This is a genomic window from Vibrio sp. 1-1(7) (assembly GCF_013048485.1).
Lineage (GTDB): Bacteria > Pseudomonadota > Gammaproteobacteria > Enterobacterales > Vibrionaceae > Vibrio > Vibrio fujianensis.
This window is the reverse complement of sequence record NZ_VHSP01000004.1, coordinates 233963-251633: the sequence shown is the minus strand read 5'-3', so window position 1 is coordinate 251633 and position 17671 is coordinate 233963. Positions and strand designations below refer to the sequence as shown.

At 43.2% G+C, this 17671-nt stretch carries 14 protein-coding genes and 1 pseudogene; 4 read left to right on the top strand and 11 right to left on the bottom strand.

What is annotated here, in order from left to right; translation table 11 throughout:
* The 7 genes and pseudogenes from FKN05_RS13975 to glnA form a co-directional block, all read right to left on the bottom strand.
* Positions 1 to 241: pseudogene (locus FKN05_RS13975) on the bottom strand (transposase); the annotation flags it as partial.
* 186 nt (positions 242 to 427) lie between these two features.
* A protein-coding gene (locus FKN05_RS13970; RefSeq protein ID WP_170887775.1) for an IS630 family transposase occupies positions 428 to 1463 on the bottom strand; the annotation gives its coding sequence in 2 pieces (ribosomal slippage) (positions 428 to 1003 and positions 1005 to 1463; 1035 coding nt in all).
* A gap of 169 nt (positions 1464 to 1632) precedes the next feature.
* The gene (add, locus tag FKN05_RS13965; RefSeq protein ID WP_099610211.1) at positions 1633 to 2637 is read right to left on the bottom strand and encodes an adenosine deaminase; all 1005 of its coding nucleotides are present in this window, start codon (positions 2635 to 2637) and stop codon (positions 1633 to 1635) included.
* A 133-nt stretch (positions 2638 to 2770) separates the two neighbouring features.
* The gene (gene glnG, locus FKN05_RS13960; protein WP_099610212.1) at positions 2771 to 4174 is read right to left on the bottom strand and encodes a nitrogen regulation protein NR(I); all 1404 of its coding nucleotides are present in this window, start codon (positions 4172 to 4174) and stop codon (positions 2771 to 2773) included.
* Positions 4175 to 4213: 39 nt separating this feature from the next.
* Positions 4214 to 5260, bottom strand: coding sequence for a nitrogen regulation protein NR(II) (gene glnL, locus FKN05_RS13955; protein ID WP_099610213.1), 1047 nt, complete (start codon positions 5258 to 5260; stop codon positions 4214 to 4216).
* Positions 5261 to 5382: 122 nt separating this feature from the next.
* Positions 5383 to 5925: a DUF4124 domain-containing protein gene (locus FKN05_RS13950; RefSeq protein WP_099610214.1), complete on the bottom strand. Its 543-nt coding sequence runs from the start codon at positions 5923 to 5925 to the stop codon at positions 5383 to 5385.
* A gap of 173 nt (positions 5926 to 6098) precedes the next feature.
* Positions 6099 to 7508 carry a glutamate--ammonia ligase gene (gene glnA, locus FKN05_RS13945; RefSeq protein ID WP_099610215.1) on the bottom strand — a complete coding sequence of 470 codons (1410 nt, stop codon included), beginning with the start codon at positions 7506 to 7508 and terminating at the stop codon, positions 6099 to 6101.
* Positions 7509 to 8010: 502 nt separating this feature from the next.
* Here glnA and typA point away from each other — a divergent pair.
* From typA to FKN05_RS13925, 4 genes are all read left to right on the top strand, one after another.
* Positions 8011 to 9840 carry a translational GTPase TypA gene (gene typA / locus FKN05_RS13940; protein ID WP_099610216.1) on the top strand — a complete coding sequence of 610 codons (1830 nt, stop codon included), beginning with the start codon at positions 8011 to 8013 and terminating at the stop codon, positions 9838 to 9840.
* Positions 9841 to 10109: 269 nt separating this feature from the next.
* A complete protein-coding gene (locus tag FKN05_RS13935; RefSeq protein WP_099610281.1) occupies positions 10110 to 11024 on the top strand; it encodes a virulence factor BrkB family protein in 915 nt (304 codons plus the stop codon).
* Positions 10996 to 11430, top strand: a complete 435-nt coding sequence (gene dtd, locus FKN05_RS13930) for a D-aminoacyl-tRNA deacylase (protein ID WP_099610217.1) — start codon at positions 10996 to 10998, stop codon at positions 11428 to 11430. Before FKN05_RS13935 ends, dtd begins: the two co-directional genes overlap by 29 nt.
* Positions 11431 to 11466: 36 nt before the next feature.
* Positions 11467 to 12399 carry a bifunctional GNAT family N-acetyltransferase/hotdog fold thioesterase gene (locus FKN05_RS13925; protein ID WP_099610218.1) on the top strand — a complete coding sequence of 311 codons (933 nt, stop codon included), beginning with the start codon at positions 11467 to 11469 and terminating at the stop codon, positions 12397 to 12399.
* On the opposite strand, the gene FKN05_RS13920 is transcribed toward FKN05_RS13925, so the two are convergent.
* From FKN05_RS13920 to hslR, 4 genes are all read right to left on the bottom strand, one after another.
* The gene (locus tag FKN05_RS13920; RefSeq protein ID WP_170887774.1) at positions 12371 to 14278 is read right to left on the bottom strand and encodes an AsmA family protein; all 1908 of its coding nucleotides are present in this window, start codon (positions 14276 to 14278) and stop codon (positions 12371 to 12373) included. The two genes, FKN05_RS13925 and FKN05_RS13920, sit on opposite strands and share 29 nt — an antisense overlap.
* A gap of 111 nt (positions 14279 to 14389) precedes the next feature.
* Positions 14390 to 16018 carry a phosphoenolpyruvate carboxykinase (ATP) gene (pckA, locus tag FKN05_RS13915; RefSeq protein ID WP_099610220.1) on the bottom strand — a complete coding sequence of 543 codons (1629 nt, stop codon included), beginning with the start codon at positions 16016 to 16018 and terminating at the stop codon, positions 14390 to 14392.
* Positions 16019 to 16355: 337 nt separating this feature from the next.
* Positions 16356 to 17231 (bottom strand): Hsp33 family molecular chaperone HslO, encoded by an 876-nt coding sequence (hslO, locus tag FKN05_RS13910; protein ID WP_161427903.1) that lies wholly within the window; start codon positions 17229 to 17231, stop codon positions 16356 to 16358.
* 35 nt (positions 17232 to 17266) lie between these two features.
* Positions 17267 to 17653, bottom strand: coding sequence for a ribosome-associated heat shock protein Hsp15 (gene hslR / locus FKN05_RS13905; protein ID WP_099610222.1), 387 nt, complete (start codon positions 17651 to 17653; stop codon positions 17267 to 17269).
* Positions 17654 to 17671: the final 18 nt, after the last annotated feature.

Here is a 17671-nt window from a genome sequence, read left to right as displayed (position 1 = left end):
CTATTGGATTGAGCTCTGGTGAATAGGGCGGCAATTTGATGATACTGACATTGTCAAACTGCGCAGCAATATCATCGGTATGCCAGCTTGCACCATCCATGATCACAACGGCATGGCGTCCTTTTATTGTCGCTTTAGAGATTTGAGCGAGGTGATTTATCATGATCTCTTTGTTGACCCAAGGCACTATGATAGCTTCACCTACCCCTCTTGCGGGGCAGACTGAGCCAAACAAATAAGCGTATGACAAATTTGGCAATTTGTGTTCGAGATTGTCCATCTTTGAAATGAGCAAGAGCCAGTAATCTCATTTTCATCTGAATGGATTTTTGCTGACTGGCGAGCTTTTTAAAGTTGATACTATTAAGACTATTCATGATGAATGACGGTAGTAGTTAAATAGCCTTAATTATACCAATCTGGAAAATTAACTGGTCAGCTCAATCCAATCTCTTTTACACATTCTTTGTACCCTATCGGTGCATTCCAAAAATCGATTCCATGCGTGACATACCTTTTCGACAATATCGTTGTAGTTGGTGAAACTTTGGTTCGCCAAGAAATGTTGTCGTAACCAACTCCATACCTGTTCTATTGGATTGAGCTCTGGTGAATAGGGCGGCAATTTGATGATACTGACATTGTCAAACTGCGCAGCAATATCATCGGTATGCCAGCTTGCACCATCCATGATCACAACGGCATGGCGTCCTTTTATCGTCGCTTTAGAGATTTGAGCGAGGTGATTTATCATGATCTCTTTGTTGACCCAAGGCACCATGATAGCTTCACCTATCCCTCTTGCGGGGCAGACTGAGCCAAACAAATAAGCGTATTCAAATTGCTGCTGTTTGATTGCTCTCGGACGAGTCCCACGCGGTGCCCAAAGACGAGTCGTTGTATTCTGCTGACCGAATCTGGCTTCGTCTTGGAACCAGACATCAACCGACTCAAGGCTTATGTGGCCTGGGATCTTCAGGATCGTTTCGATTTTGAATTTTTTTAAAATCGTCTTGGACTTGCTGTGATTGTTTAGGGTGCTTTGAACGAGAGGTTATCCAAGAAAAGCCCATATGATTAAGTAAATAATAAATGGAGTCAGGATGATAATGTTTGCCAAATTCGTTGACGATATAGGCATGAATATCGTTGCCCGTTAAGCGTCCACCAGAAGAGTCAGACGCGTGCGCTTTAATAAACTGACTTAACTGCTCACGTTGCTCAGGGGTAAGAAAGGCGGGTCGCCCAGTCCTTGGTTTTTCTTGAAGACCTTCGAGCCCGTGCTCTAAAAAGGTTTGAACCCATTTGTTTACGCTAGTGCGGCTCACTTTTAGGTATTTGGCAATTTGTGTTCGAGATTGTCCATCTTTGAAATGAGCAAGAGCCAGTAATCTCATTTTCATCTGAATGGATTTTTGCTGACTGGCGAGCTTTTTAAAGTCGATATTATTAAGGCTATTCATGACGAATGACGGTAGTAGTTAAATAGCCTTAATTAGATCATATTTTTATTTAGATTGGTATTAGATCATATTTTTATTTAGATTGATATTACTCTATCGATACATTGAGTTAATGTCAGCCCTTATTGAAGTGGTGACTGACATTAGTATGGTTATGCTCAAGGGAGCATTAAGCTCGTTGAGAGGCTTTCATTTTAAGATGATGCTTTTCTTTGTCAGAAAGAAAAGCCATTTCTAATCCATTCATTTGTGCCTGATGAATTTGGGACGGAGTTAACCCTGCCTTATAAGCTGCAATATTATATTCATAGGGGAGCTCGATGCCTTCAACAGCAGGATCATCGGTGTTTAGACACGCTAAAATATCGTGCTCTAAAAATGATTTAATGGGATGTTGAATTAAACTGTCAACAGTACTCGTTTGTATATTGGATGTTAGACATGACTCAATACCTATTTTCTGTTTAGCGAGATAATCCATTAAGCTAGGGTCATGAATCGCTTTTACGCCATGTCCAATACGTGTTGCACCTAGTTCTCGTATAGCTTGCCACATACTTTCTGGCCCCGCAGCTTCTCCAGCATGTACTGTGACATGTAAATTGGCATCTCGGACTTGTTTAAAGTGTGTAACAAAGAGTTCGCCAGGTTGCCCTAATTCATCTCCAGCTAGATCGACTGCAACGAAGTGTTCTTTATGGCTGAGAATCGCATTAAGTTCTTGTTGACAAGCTTCTGTACCAAAAGTTCGGCTCATGATGCCGATAAGATTAACTGAAACGTCAAAATCCCGAATTCCAGCTTTTACTCCGTCGATAACGGCTTCTACAACCCCTTGGGGGGGAAGGTTATGTTTCATCGCCATATAGTAAGGGGAAAAGCGTAGTTCCGCATAGTCTATTTGTGCATTCACTAAGTCTTCCACATTTTCATAAGCGATGCGTCGGCAAGCGTTAAGATCACCTAACACAGCTACTCCCCAATCGAGTTTAGCAAGAAAAGCGACCAATGATGGTTCGGCTTCTACTATTTGTACGTGCGGCGTTAGCGCTTCGATGTTATCAGCAGGGAGGGCGATATTGAATTGTTTGCCTAAGTCTAGAATGGTTTGAGTACGAATATTACCGTCTAGATGGCGATGCAGATCAGTCAATGGGATATTTTTCGTTATCATTATCTTCTTCCAAGTCGAAATCTGTATTAAGTATAAAAATCAAAATTGACCCTGTCAGTATGAGTTATCGATAAATAGGCTAATTTGACGGATCTCTTTCTATTCATTACGGATTATGTTGATGAATATAACCTCAACATAGTTCTTTCAGCTTACGAGTCAGCGTATTACGGCCCCAACCTAAAACTTTTGCAGCTTCTTGTTTGTGGCCATTGGTATGATGTAAGGCGACTTCTAATAGAATTCGCTCAAATTCCGGTTGTGCGAGTGTAAGAAGTTCAGTTTGTCCCGCTGAGAGTGCTGCTTTGGCCCAATTTTCTAATTGCTTTTGCCAGCTATCCGTACCTTCTTGTTCGAAGGAGGGCTTTTCCGCTAGTAATTCAGGAGGAAAATCATTCGGTAGTACTTCTGTTCCGCTGGCCATCACTGTCAACCAGCGACACATATTTTCTAATTGTCTTACATTTCCAGGCCATTCTAGACGGTTAAGTATCTCAATACTTTTAGGATGTAGCGTTTTCATCTCTACACCTAGTTCTGTTGCCGCAAGTGCAAGGAAGTGTTTTGTTAACTTTTCAATATCTTGACGACGTTCTCTCAGTGCTGGAATCTGAATACGTATGACATTCAGTCGATGAAAGAGATCTTCACGAAACTTGCCTTGGTGTACGAGTTTTTCAAGATGTTGGTGTGTAGCGGCAACAATTCGTACATCGACTTTGATCGCTGAATGGCCGCCAACGCGATAAAACTGACCATCGGCTAAAACACGCAAGAGACGAGTTTGTATATCAAGAGGCATATCACCGATTTCATCTAAGAAAAGTGTACCGCCATTAGCTTGTTCAAATCGACCTTGTCGTACATGGTTAGCACCTGTAAAAGCCCCCTTTTCATGCCCAAATAATTCAGATTCAATTAAATCTTTTGGAATGGCGGCCATATTTAAAGCGATGAATGGTTTTTGGGCTCTAGGACTATGTCGGTGTAACGCATGGGCGACTAACTCTTTGCCTGTTCCTGATTCTCCATTAATTAATACTGATATTGAAGAGCGGGAAAGACGTCCGATAGCACGAAAAACTTCTTGCATTGCAGGAGCTTCACCGATGATTTCAGGGGCATGGTAGGGGATGTTTTGCTGTTTTGAGTGTTCTTTACGTTGTTCATAACTATGAGCAATTGCACGCTCAGCTAAAGTAACAGCTTCGTCAACATCAAAGGGCTTCGCCAAGTATTCAAAAGCACCTTTTTGATAGGCATTTACGGCTGCATCAAGGTCTGAATGAGCGGTCATGATGATGACAGGAAGTTCAGGTGTACGAGAGTGAATTTGATTGAGCAGTTCAATACCATCAATACCAGGCATGCGAATATCTGAAATCAATACATCGGGAGTTTCCCGTTCTAATGCCATGAGAACACTTTCTGCATCAGTAAACGTCTCACATTTTATATTGGCCGATGATAGGGTTTTTTCCATCACCCAGCGTATAGCGCTGTCATCATCGACAACCCAGACATATCCTTTACTCATGACTTTCTCCCCGAACAGCCGCTTATTATTAGTGATAATTTAAATAGGCAAATAAATAGTGAATGTGGTTCTTCCAGGCCAACTTTCGACTTCAATTTTCCCATTGTGTTGATCGATAAGGTTTTGTGAAATGGATAACCCAAGCCCGGTTCCTCCTTCTCGGCCACTCACCATGGGATAAAAAAGCGTATCTTGTAGTTCTAATGGAATACCTGGCCCATTATCAATAATCTCAATTCTGGCAACCAGTTTATGTCGTTGGCCATGAATATTCGCTTGGTGAACCGTTCGGGTACGTAGCGTAATATGACCATTGGGTTGTTGGGATAAAATTTGTGCGGCATTACTGACGATATTGAGTAGTGCTTGTTCAATTTGGTCGGTATCCATTAATAATTCAGGTAGACTTGGATCGTAGTCACGTTCAATCGTTAATGTGTTTTTAGTATCGAGCGTTACCAGCTGGCGAACTTTTTCTAGGATGAGGTGTAAATTTTCGAGTTTTTTCTTCCCCGGTTTTTGTGGGCCAAGTAAGCGATCGACTAATGTTCTTAAACGGTCAGCTTGCTCAATAATAATGTGTGTGTATTCTACTAAACTTGGGTCTGGTAGCATTCGCTCCAGTAGTTGAGCCGCTCCGCGTAATCCTCCTAGTGGGTTTTTTATTTCATGGGCGAGGCTTCGAACCAACAGCTTGGCGGCCTGTTGCTGGGCGTGTTGGTTAAGTTCTTGGGTCAGTCGTCGTTGCTGGCCGATTTTCCTCATTTCAACCAATAACATTAGCTCTTTTTTCCAAGTTAATGGACTCACCGTTACTTCTAGCATCAACGGTTTTCCATCCACCACAAAAGTGACATCACTGTCGGTAATGCTCTGCCCACTTTGCAGTGGTTGCGATAATAATGCCAAGTCCATCGAGGCATGTTGAACAAGCTTGGATAAGGGTTGGTTGATGATGCGCTTCGCACTTTGGGCAAACAGTTGTTCTGCGGCAGGGTTGGCGCAACGGACGCACAAGGTTTCATCCAGCATCAATGTGGCGGTTACAATGTGATTTAATATTGTTGCACTTAATTCTGCACTCACAAGTCACCCTGTTTTATCTGTCTTTGCACCGATTTGGTGCATTAGCTTAACCAGTATGGCGCAACGAAACATAAAAACAAAGTGTGATGCTCAACGCTGGAAGAAATTTCTTCTTTAACTCACTAATTAACTGAGGCGCGATGTAAATGTACCGTTACAACTTTTGATGATGCAATAATCTTGCCGTTTGTTAGTGCTTGGATCATAAAAAGATGAGTTCCTCGATCGATGTTTTTTAGTTCCCATCGAGGTTGCGTGGTTGGTGCACCGTAAGGCTTATTGTTCATCAGTAATTGTAAGTGCTCGCTTACTTTTAACATTCTATTTAATTTTATCTCGATATTTATTTCTCCCTTATTGCTGCGAATGGTTTGTTCTTGAGTTGGATGGATGATGTCGATCGTTAATTCAGGTAGCGGGATTGGTTTTTTTTCTATGACAGATTCTTCTGTTGGCGGATTGATGGGAACCGGCTCTTCAAATTTTGGATCGGGAGCTGCAGCGTCATAATCTGGAAGAGAGATCGTTTGAGCCGTTGAATCTTGTGGAAAATCGCTGAAGTGCACTACGCCATGTTCATCCTCCCAAACATATGCGTTTCCGGCATAAACATTTAGAGTAAATAAAAGGATAAACAGTAAATAAACTCTGGAAGACCATTTCATAACTCACCTCAATATGAGCGCGTTAAGTAAGGGAAGCGTAAGACGTAAGAGTGTCCTAGTATGTAACCATCATGTTAAATCGAAGCGAGTTAAACCCCAATAGAGAAAAGGCCCGCCTGCGAGGCGAGCCTAAATTTATTGTGCAAAAAGAATGGTTTTCCACAAAATGAGATTTATACCGAATAGTAAAGTTCAAACTCGAGTGGATGAACGGCCATGTTAATACGTTCAACATCTTTTGATTTCAGATGGATATAAGAGTTGATGAAATCATCGGAGAAAACACCCCCAGCAGTAAGAAATTCTCGATCTTCATCTAGATTCTGTAATGCCTGCTGTAATGATTCTGCAACCGTTGGAATTTCTGCTGCTTCTTCTGCAGGAAGGTCGTATAAGTCTTTATCCATGGCATCGCCTGGGTGGATCTTATTTTTGATGCCATCAAGACCCGCCATAAGTAATGCAGCAAAAGCAAGGTATGGGTTTGCTGCAGGATCGGGGAAACGGACTTCTACGCGACGAGCTTTTGCGCTTGGTACAATAGGAATACGGATAGAAGCACTACGGTTACGCGCAGAGTAGGCCAGCATGACTGGAGCTTCAAAGCCAGGAACTAAACGCTTATAAGAGTTGGTGGATGGGTTGGTGAACGCATTCAGTGCACGAGCATGTTTGATGATACCACCAATGTAGTACAGTGCCGTTTCAGACAGACCGCCATATTTATCACCAGCAAAGAGGTTGACACCGTCTTTTGCCAGTGATTGGTGAACATGCATACCGCTGCCGTTATCACCGACTAAGGGTTTAGGCATGAAGGTTGCTGTTTTACCGAATGCATGAGCAACGTTATGAACCACGTACTTATAGATTTGGATTTCATCTGCTTTTGTGGTTAATGTATTGAAACGAGTAGCGATTTCATTTTGGCCTGCCGTGGCGACTTCGTGGTGGTGTGCTTCAACCACTAGCCCCATCTCTTCCATGATCAAACACATTGCACTACGAATGTCTTGCGATGAGTCAACTGGAGCGACTGGAAAATAACCGCCTTTCACGCCTGGACGGTGGCCCTTGTTACCGTCTTCGTAGTCAGATCCGGTATTCCATGCGGCTTCGACGTCATCAATTTTAAAGAAAGAACCTGACATATTGGTTGCAAATTTGACATCATCAAACAGGAAGAATTCTGGTTCAGGCCCAACAAGAACCGTATCGGCAATTCCTGTTGAACGCATATAATCTTCCGCACGTTTAGCAATTGAGCGAGGATCGCGATCATAGCCTTGCATTGTTGCTGGCTCTAGAATGTCACAACGAATATTGACGGTGGCATCGTCTGTAAATGGATCAAGTACGGCAGATGAGGCGTCTGGCATCATGACCATGTCTGATTCATTGATACCTTTCCAGCCAGCAACGGATGAACCATCGAACATTTTTCCTTCTTCGAAGAAGTCTGCGTCGATTTGGTGAGCAGGAATTGAGATGTGTTGCTCTTTACCTTTCGTGTCGGTGAAGCGTAGGTCAACAAACTTAACTTCGTTTTCTTGGATCAGCGATAGAACGTTTTCTACTGACATCTTGGATAACCTCCAGTGTTAATAAAGCGGTTTGGGCTCGAATCAAAATGAAATCTGCATAGATTAATGCTTTTATTATGACTTAATCGATGCGATTTAATTACAGCGATAATCGTGCCAACTTATTAATGTCCATAAAATCAATTGATTGTGTGATTTTGTCTTATCTTGGTGCATACCAATGCACCGCTATGATCCACCAATGCACCAATTTGGTGCTTTTATGTCGTTGGTATGCACCAGTTTCTCGCAAAGACACTTCATTCAGCCGACTATTTGTGGTCTTGTCAATCTGGATTTGTCGTGTTTGATGAAGGTTTGTATTAAATGAAATTGGCGACTAATCTTTAACAAGATAAAATTGGCTGAGATAGATCACATTTTTCTAGGTTTTTTGCCAGAATCTGGTACATTATTGACCATTTTTTTAACCGAAATTTAGGCTACGTTTTTGCACTCCCGTAAAAATGAGCTCTTTGTGTAATAAGTGAAGCAAAACTCCATGGCTACTCCACAGATTGAAAAACTAAGAAATATCGCGATTATCGCGCACGTTGACCACGGCAAAACGACCTTGGTAGATAAACTACTCCAGCAGTCGGGTACGTTAGAGTCTCGTGGTGACATCGAAGAGCGAGTCATGGACTCGAACGATATCGAAAAAGAACGTGGTATCACCATCTTGGCAAAAAATACCGCAATTAACTGGAACGGTTATAGGATTAACATCGTTGATACTCCTGGACACGCTGACTTCGGTGGTGAAGTTGAGCGTATTATGTCTATGGTAGATTGCGTTTGCTTAATCGTTGATGCCGTTGATGGCCCAATGCCACAAACTCGTTTTGTGACACAAAAAGCCTTTGCTCATGGCTTAAAGCCGATTGTCGTTATCAATAAAATTGACCGTCCTGGCGCGCGTCCTGATTGGGTTATGGATCAAGTGTTTGATCTCTTTGATAACCTAGGAGCAAGTGATGAGCAACTGGATTTCCAAGTGGTTTATGCTTCAGCATTAAATGGCTGGGCGACCTTGGAAGAAGGCGAAACTGGCGAAAATATGGAGCCCTTGTTCCAAGCGATTGTGGATAATGTTGAGCCTCCACAAGTTGATCTTGATGGCCCATTACAAATGCAGATCTCTCAGCTCGATTACAGCTCATATGTTGGCGTTATCGGTGTGGGGCGTGTTACGCGTGGTACAGTTAAAGCCAATCAACAAGTCACCATTGTTTCTGCTGATGGTAAAAAACGGAATGGTAAAGTTGGTACGGTATTGGGTTATCTTGGTTTGCAACGTTCAGAAACCGAACAAGCGACAGCGGGTGATATCGTTGCGATTACGGGGCTGGGTGAACTAAAAATTTCTGATACGATCTGTGATGTGAATGCAGTGGAAGCGCTAAAACCATTGAGTGTTGATGAGCCGACTGTGACTATGACCTTCCAAGTCAACACCTCACCATTTGCCGGTAAAGAAGGCAAATTTGTGACTTCACGTAATATTCTAGAACGTTTGGAAAAAGAATTGGTGCACAACGTAGCACTGCGTGTAGAGCAAACCGATGATCCAGATAAATTCCGTGTTTCTGGCCGTGGTGAATTGCATCTTTCGATTTTAATCGAGAATATGCGTCGTGAAGGCTTTGAATTGGCTGTTTCTCGTCCGGAAGTTATTTTGAAAGAAGAGAATGGTCAACTGATGGAACCGTTTGAAACGGTGACGATTGATGTCATGGAAGAGCATCAAGGCGGTATCATGGAGAAAATTGGCTTACGTAAAGGTGAGCTAAAAGATATGTCTCCAGATGGTAAAGGCCGAGTTCGTCTAGATTTTATCATGCCTTCACGTGGTTTGATTGGTTTCCAAACCGAGTTTATGACCCTCACTTCAGGTTCTGGTTTGCTTTATCATACTTTTGATCACTATGGCCCACATAAAGGTGGTGATATTGGTCAGCGTATGAATGGTGTTTTGATCTCAAATGCGACAGGTAAAGCGTTAACCTACGCTTTGTTTAATCTACAAGAGCGTGGCCGTCTATTTACTGAGCATGCGGATGAAGTGTATGAAGGTCAGATCGTGGGAATTCATAACCGTTCAAACGATTTAACCGTTAACTGTCTGAAAGGTAAGCAACTGACTAACGTTCGTGCATCAGGAACTGATGAAGCTCAAGTGTTGACTCCAGCGATTAAATACACGCTTGAACAAGCTTTAGAGTTTATTGATGACGACGAGTTGGTTGAAGTTACACCGAAAAGTATCCGTATTCGTAAGAAACACCTGACTGAAAACGATCGTAAACGTGCGGCGCGTGACAATAAATAATCACTATACCCAAACAACTTGAAGTGGCAGGTAGGCGGTAAGTGAGTGAACTCCCGTGAGCATAGACAGGCGATGTGATTGGGGTGAACGAACATAGCCACCCCCTGTAGCTTCAAGTAGGAAAGGTATAAATGGGATTATTTAGCCCTTGGCTGTAATGGTTAAGGGCTTTTTTATTTTTTAAGGTAAGCTAGCTTATCTAGATGAGGTGTTTTCACGGTTTTTTAGTAGAATCTTCGGACGAATGAGGGATGGATAAAGGGATAAATATGCAATTAAAGCCCGTTGTTAAGCATGGCCTGCACTTTGGTCGCTACGTACTTAACCGAATGGATCACGATCGAATCAACGTCAGTGCCGGATATTTAGCTTATATTACTTTGCTATCTATTGTGCCGATGTTGACCGTTCTTCTCTCCGTACTTTCCTCATTTACGATTTTTGATAATGTGGGTGATATCATTCAGGACTTTGTGATCACTCACTTTGTTCCTGCTGCTGGTGATGCCGTCAGTCAAGCATTGCTCGAATTTGTCAGTAATACCGGGAAAATGACGGCGGTGGGTGGTGCTTTTTTATTTATCGCAGCGCTAATGCTTATCTCCAATATTGATAAAAATTTGAATTATATTTGGCGAGTCCGTAATAAACGGCGGCCGATCTTTTCTTTTTCTATCTATTGGATGATTTTAACCTTAGGCCCAATATTGGTTGGTACGAGTATTGCTGTCACCTCTTATATTACGTCATTAAAGCTACTCGACAGTGAAGCGCTTAGTGGTGCGTTTAATTTTTTCTTACGACGGTTGCCTTTTTTGCTTTCCCTATTTGCTTTTATTGGGCTTTATGTATTAGTACCCAATAAAAAGGTTCGTTTTGCTCATGCTTTATCAGGGGCGTTTGTTGCGGCCATTTTATTTGAGTTAAGTAAAAAAGCCTTTGCGGTTTATATCACGCAATTTCCCTCTTATCAGTTGATCTATGGCGCATTGGCGGCTATCCCCATTTTATTTGTTTGGGTGTATTTATGTTGGTTGATCGTACTCGTGGGGGCGGAAGTCACGGCTGCTCTTGGTGAAAGCGAGCGATGGAGACAAACGACGAACATGGTAGACTCTTCAGCCCGATTAGAAAAGAAACCAGGAGAAGTGGATAGTGATCGCATTGATTCAACGAGTGAGTGAGGCGTCCGTGAAGGTCGATGGAGAAATTGTTGGTCAGATTGGACAAGGCTTATTGGTACTATTAGGGGTTGAACGGGATGATTGTGAGGCGAAAGCTAAACGTCTTGTTGAGCGGGTAACTCGCTATCGAGTCTTTGAAGATGAGGCCGGGAAAATGAACTTAAGCGTTCAGGATGTGGCGGGAAGTCTCTTAGTCGTTTCTCAATTTACTCTACCAGCCGATACCAAAAAAGGGACACGCGCTGGTTTTTCTCGTGGTGCTGCCCCCGAGCAAGCGGAGCATCTGTATAATTATTTTTCGGATTTATGTGTCACGATGCTACCGACACAACGTGGACGCTTTGCACAAGATATGAAAGTATCACTGATTAATGATGGCCCCGTAACCTTTTGGTTACAGGTTTAGCCGACGCGTATTTTTACGCGCTTTGGAAGGGAATCTATGTTTAAACTTATTACGCCAAAAACAGAGAATCAGCTCAACAAGTATTACTATTTTCGTTGGCAGATGCTGCGTGAGCCTTGGCGAATGCCGATAGGATCGGAACGCGATGAATATGACGTGATGAGCCACCATCGAATGATTGTTGATGGGCGAGGCCGACCGATGGCGATTGGCCGTTTATATATTACTCCAGATTGTGAAGGGCAAATTCGGTATATGGCGGTTAAGTCGAGTCGTCGTAATAAAGGCATGGGCTCATTACTATTGATTGCGCTTGAGTCGCTTGCTCAACAAGAGGGAGCCAAACGGCTAGTCTGTAATGCTCGCGAAGATGCCATTGCCTTTTATACCAAAAATGGTTTTGAGCGGCGAGGTGCATTGACCGATGAACGTGGCCCGGTACGTCATCAGCAAATGGTAAAAACGCTCGATCCCATGGCCAATGTCATTCGCACACCAGAATGGTGCAGTGAGTTACAAGAACGTTGGGCGGAACATATCCCGATCAGTGAAAAAATGGGGATTAAAGTACAGCAATATACCGGATATCAATTTCAGTGTAGTGCTCAGCTTAACCCTAATTTAAATCCGCATAATACCTTATTTGCAGGGTCTGCGTTTACATTAGCCACGTTGACCGGGTGGGGAATGGCTTGGTTGTTGATGCGAGAGCGGGATTTACATGGTGATATTGTGCTTGTCGATAGCCGAATTCGTTATCATTATCCAATCGTGCATAATCCAGTGGCTTCAACCTCTCTTGATGAAATAAGCGGTGATTTGGATCGTCTAGCTTCTGGCCGTAAAGCGCGTATTGTGGTGAAAGTGTATATTCGTAGCGGCAATACTGAAGCGGTTGAATTTACCGGGACTTATATGTTGATTCCCGATTACCTTAGTATCATTGAACAGGCTCGTCAGAATGGATAGCCGAGCAGTTTGGAACTGACTGACTGTGTTGTTGACGACGTAATAGATCAAAACGGATAAGCTGACATTTTTGCTCTAAAGTTAGCTCAAATTTCCCTTGTTGTGGGGCTAGCAAATCCAGTTCTCCAGAGAGTTTGGCCGATAAGGCTGGGCCAAGCAATGTTGATTCAGCTAAGACAATTCTACCTCGATCTGCTTGTAAGTGAAGGTTATCGAGTTGAAATGGCTGAATCGTGAGCGTGTTCTGTTGCTGAAATGAGAGGAGCCCTGAGCGTAAGCTGGCTTGTATCTCGCCATCTAAAGAGTGACTTAACATGGCATAATCACCAGATAATCCATGAAGTTGCAAATCAATATCCGCGAAAGCATCCAGTTTAAAAGGCAACATGTTCCAAGTATTGAGCAGCGTTAAGGGAATACTGTCAGTATGCAGTTCGATAGACCACGGTGCGCTAGGTTGCGTAAAATGCCAACTGCCAACCAAATCAATGTATCCTTGTGTTAAGGGGAAAAAAGCACGCTTGATTTGCCAATCGCCCTGCTGGCTTTGCATTTCTATGATTGCTTGTGTCGCAATAAGGTCGGCGACGCTGGCGCTGTTGGCGCTGAGAGTCAGTTGGCCATTCCATAGTCCCCACTGATGTTGTTTCATCACTTCTAGGTTGTTGCCTTCAATATTAAGCCCTGATAACTGCCAAATGGGCTGGGTTGCTAGTTGAATAATCTGTAGATTACTCCCACTTAGTTGCTCTAGGGTGATGTGTTCGATCTGAGCCAAGGCTGTCGGCCATTTTGGGATAGCAATCGCTTCATCAAGCCACTTGATGCCATTGAGTGTTAAGCGCTCCATGTTCAAATGGGTCGGAGAGAGTTGCCCAGTAAATTGTACATAGCCTTGCAATAGCTGTGAGCTGAATTCTTTAATATCGATACGTTGCGGGCTAAGTGTAAGCTGAAAGGCTGGCTCAATCCATTCGAGTTGTTGCCATTCAATCTTATCGGCATTTAGTGACAGATAAGCCGCTTCTTGCTGCCAAACTGAATGTGGTAAAACGATATTCTCAAGGGATAAGTTGAAATTTTCTATCTCGATATCTTGGAAAGCAAGATGGCTCTGTAAGATATCTAGGCTATTAATATGGTGCAGATAGCGCGTGATCGCTGGCCAGTAAGATTGTAAAGCATTAATCGTATTACCCGTTAGGTTGAGTTGGTTGATCGTGGTGTTTATCAGTGACCACCCCGTTGGGTACTGTTCTGCTTGGCCAGATACTTGGGATCCATTCCATTCAAATGAAGCCCCATAAATGGTGCTATCCTGCGGTCGATAGTTAGCATCAACCAGTAGTGTTTTTATGGTTTCGCCTTGCCAATCAAGCTGCTTGGCGGTGAGTTGCAGTGCTCCATAGGGAAGCCATTGATCTCTTGCTAGCCACTGGGGGTGTTTGATTTGTAAGTTGACACCTTGTGCGATGAACTCATGCCCAGCTACCTCAATATTTTGTAGCGCTAAATGGGCGATTGTCCAATGAGTGAGAGGGAAGTTAACGGGGCGTTCAGAGGTAAAGTTTCCTCCTTGAATTAGCAGACTGTCCACCTGCCATTTACCATTTTCCATAATTTGAGGATTGAGCCAAATATCAAGTTGCTCAAGGGAGAGGCTGTGTTCCTCAAGAGTAATTGTCGGATGAGATAAACGAAAGTGCAGTGGATAGTGGTATTCAACACGGCTAAAGGTCAGGCGTCCCGGCCATAACTGGGAGGTTAACCACTGAACGCTGGGAGTCAAATAGTGGGTATACAACAGGGCAAAGATAAGTGAAATAACTATCAACACTAGTGTGAAACATCCGATTCCTAATGCGACTATTTTTTTCATTTGTCCCTAATTTATATTTCACCTTCAACCGAGATAAGCTTGGAGCAAATCTTGTTTTGCTTCAACTAAAAAAGCCCCTCATTAAGGGGCTTTGCTAGTGAGTTATCACAATTAATCTAATTGTGGCCCTGCAGAAACCAGAGCTTTACCTTCGGCGTTGTCGGTATATTTCTCAAAGTTATTGATGAAACGAGAGGCAAGATCTTTCGCTTTGCTTTCCCATTGTAGTGGGTCAACATAAGTATCACGAGGATCCAGAATCGCAGGATCAACCCCCGGTAATGAGGTTGGAACTTCCAAATTAAAGATTGGAATTTGCTTGGTTTCTGATTTTTCGATAGAACCATCAAGGATCGCATCAATAATGCCGCGTGTATCTTTAATCGAGATGCGTTTACCAGAACCATTCCAGCCGGTATTGACCAAGTAAGCTTCTGCGCCAGCCGCTTCCATTCGTTTCACCAGCACTTCAGCATATTTGGTTGGATGCAAGGTTAAAAATGCAGCTCCAAAGCAGGCTGAGAATGTTGGTGTTGGCTCAGTAATTCCGCGTTCAGTACCCGCTAGTTTTGCTGTAAAACCAGATAAGAAATGGTACTTGGTTTGTTCGGGCGTTAATTTAGAGACCGGTGGTAACACACCAAAGGCATCTGCTGAAAGGAAGATAACTTTATTGGCATGGCCACCTTTTGATACGGGTTTAACGATGTTTTCGATATGGTAAATGGGGTAAGAAACACGGGTGTTTTCTGTTTTCGAACCGTCATCAAAGTCAATCGAACCATCGCCACGTACCGTCACGTTTTCTAAGAGTGCATCACGGCGAATCGCATTATAAATATCAGGCTCGGCTTCTTTAGAGAGTTTGATGGTTTTTGCGTAACATCCCCCCTCGAAGTTAAAGACCCCATCATCATCCCAACCATGTTCATCATCACCAATTAAGGCGCGTTTAGGGTCAGTTGAAAGCGTTGTTTTACCTGTACCAGAGAGGCCGAAGAAAATCGCCACATCACCGTCTTTGCCCATATTGGCAGAGCAGTGCATTGAAGCAACCCCTTGTAGTGGCAGGAAGTAGTTCATCATGGCGAATATACCTTTTTTCATTTCGCCACCGTACCAAGTGCCTCCAATCAGCTGCATTTTCTCAGTCAGGTTAAAAACTGTGAAGTTTTCAGAGTTTAATCCATGCTCTTGCCATTTATCATTCGTGCACTTGGCACCGTTCATCACCACAAAGTCTGGGGTAAAGTTGGCTAATTCATCATCCGATGGACGGATGAACATGTTTTTGACAAAGTGAGCTTGCCAAGCCACTTCGGTAATGAAGCGCACACACAAACGAGTGTCGGCATTAGCACCACAATAGCCATCTAGGACAAATAAGCGTTTATTTGATAATTGTTTGGAAACTAAAGATTTTAGTTCGTTCCAAACAGTTTGATTAATGGGTTTGTTATCGTTTTTGGCTTGTTCAGAGGTCCACCAAAGCGTGTCACGAGTCGTGTCGTCTTTGACAATGAACTTGTCTTTCGGTGAGCGGCCAGTAAAGACGCCCGTATCAACAGCCACGGCTCCCAGTTCGGTGACCACGCCTTTTTCGTAGCCTTCCAAATCTGCGCGAGTTTCCTCGTTGTATAACTGGTCATAGCTCGGGTTGCGAATAACTTCAACCGCATCGATTATGCCATACTGGGTAAGATCTAATTGTGCAGCCTTGTTTTGTTCCATCACAGTCATAGGTGCTCCTTAATTAGGATTTTGTAGGGATTTTGTAAAAAAATGTAATTGTTATCTGTCCACCATGCTAGCAACGGGGTAGGTAAAAAACAGGGAGCTAGCTCAAAGATTGTCCATGCTTTACTCGAGGTTTTATGTAACCCGTCACAGATATAGGCTTTCGTTATTCTATCTTGTGCACAAAGCGTTGTGCTAGAGCAAAAAATTAATATTCATTAGAAAGTAAGTATGGTGTACGGTGGCGGTAATTATTGATTTTTCTCGTTTTTCAAACATAAAACAGCCAGCAATAAGCTGGCTGTAGGTGGTTTTTTACGTGCTTGTTAAGCGCAGGAAATTAATGGAGGGTGGGCTTTTCTGATGTTTGCTCTAGCCATAATTTGCTGACTTGGGCGTGATCAAAGGAGTAAGTTGTTCCACAGTAATCACAGTGCAGAGCAATCGCGCCTTCTTCCGCTAAAATGGTGTTAATTTGCTCTTTTTCGATCGTCATAATCGCGGCTGCACTACGTTCCCGTGAACAGCCACATTTGAAGGTAACCGCTTGAGCGGTGAATAACTGAACCTTTTCTTGATTATAAAGACGATATAACAGCTCATTGGCTGGTAAAGCAAAGAGTTCTTCAGCTTTGATGGTATTGGTGAGCTGCTCTAGGTGCTCAAAATCATCTGCGGTTCCTGTTCCGTCAGGCATCACTTGCAATAACATCCCTGCAGCATGTGGCTTGCCATCATATTCACCGGTACGAATCCATAAGCGAGTTTTTAACTGTTCCGATCGCAAGAAATACCCTTCTAGAACTTCGGATAGATTATCACCTTCTAAACCGACGACACCTTGATAACGTTCACCTTGTTTTGGTTCTATAGTGATCACTAAATGTCCTTTTCCCATCAATTGATGTAAGTTCGCCTCGGGTGGAATATCTCCTTGCCAGCGTGCAACCCCACGTACGTTTTGCTGGTTATCACCATTAATCACCGCGAGAGACACCGGGCCATCGCCATGCAGTTGTAGGGTAATCGAGCCTTCAAACTTTAACGTTGCGGTCAATAAGGTGGTGGCAACCAGTAGCTCTCCAAGCAGTGTCTGCACGGGTTGTGGATACTCTTGGCTGGCGATGATGTGTTGAAATACGTCATCCAGTTGGACCAATTCGCCTCGTACCGACAAGTCTTCAAATAGATAACGGTGTAATTGATTATTGGCCATTGTTTGTGTAGTCATAAGAGTGATCCGGCTAATGTTTATTGATGTTTGAATTTGAGAAGATCGCGGCGTTGTTTTTTATCTGGCCGACGATCAGGACTCGGATTATGAGCATTCAGTTTATGCATCAGTGCTTGGCGTTCACGTTTCACGATACTTTCACTGGTTTCTGTATAAAGGGCCTGTGCTTCAGGGGCCCCTCGTCTTTGCTCAGACAGTTGCTCAACGACGATGGTTTTTTCTTCACTACCTTGACGTAAGGTAATGGTTGCTCCAATTTCAACGAGTTTGCTGGGCTTACTTCGTTGCCCATTATAGTGGACTTTTCCACCGTCAACCATATTTCGTGCTATCGAGCGAGTTTTATAAAATCTTGCGGCCCATAGCCATTTATCCAGCCTAATTGCTGGTGCAGGGGAACTCATATTGAATAATTACCTCTA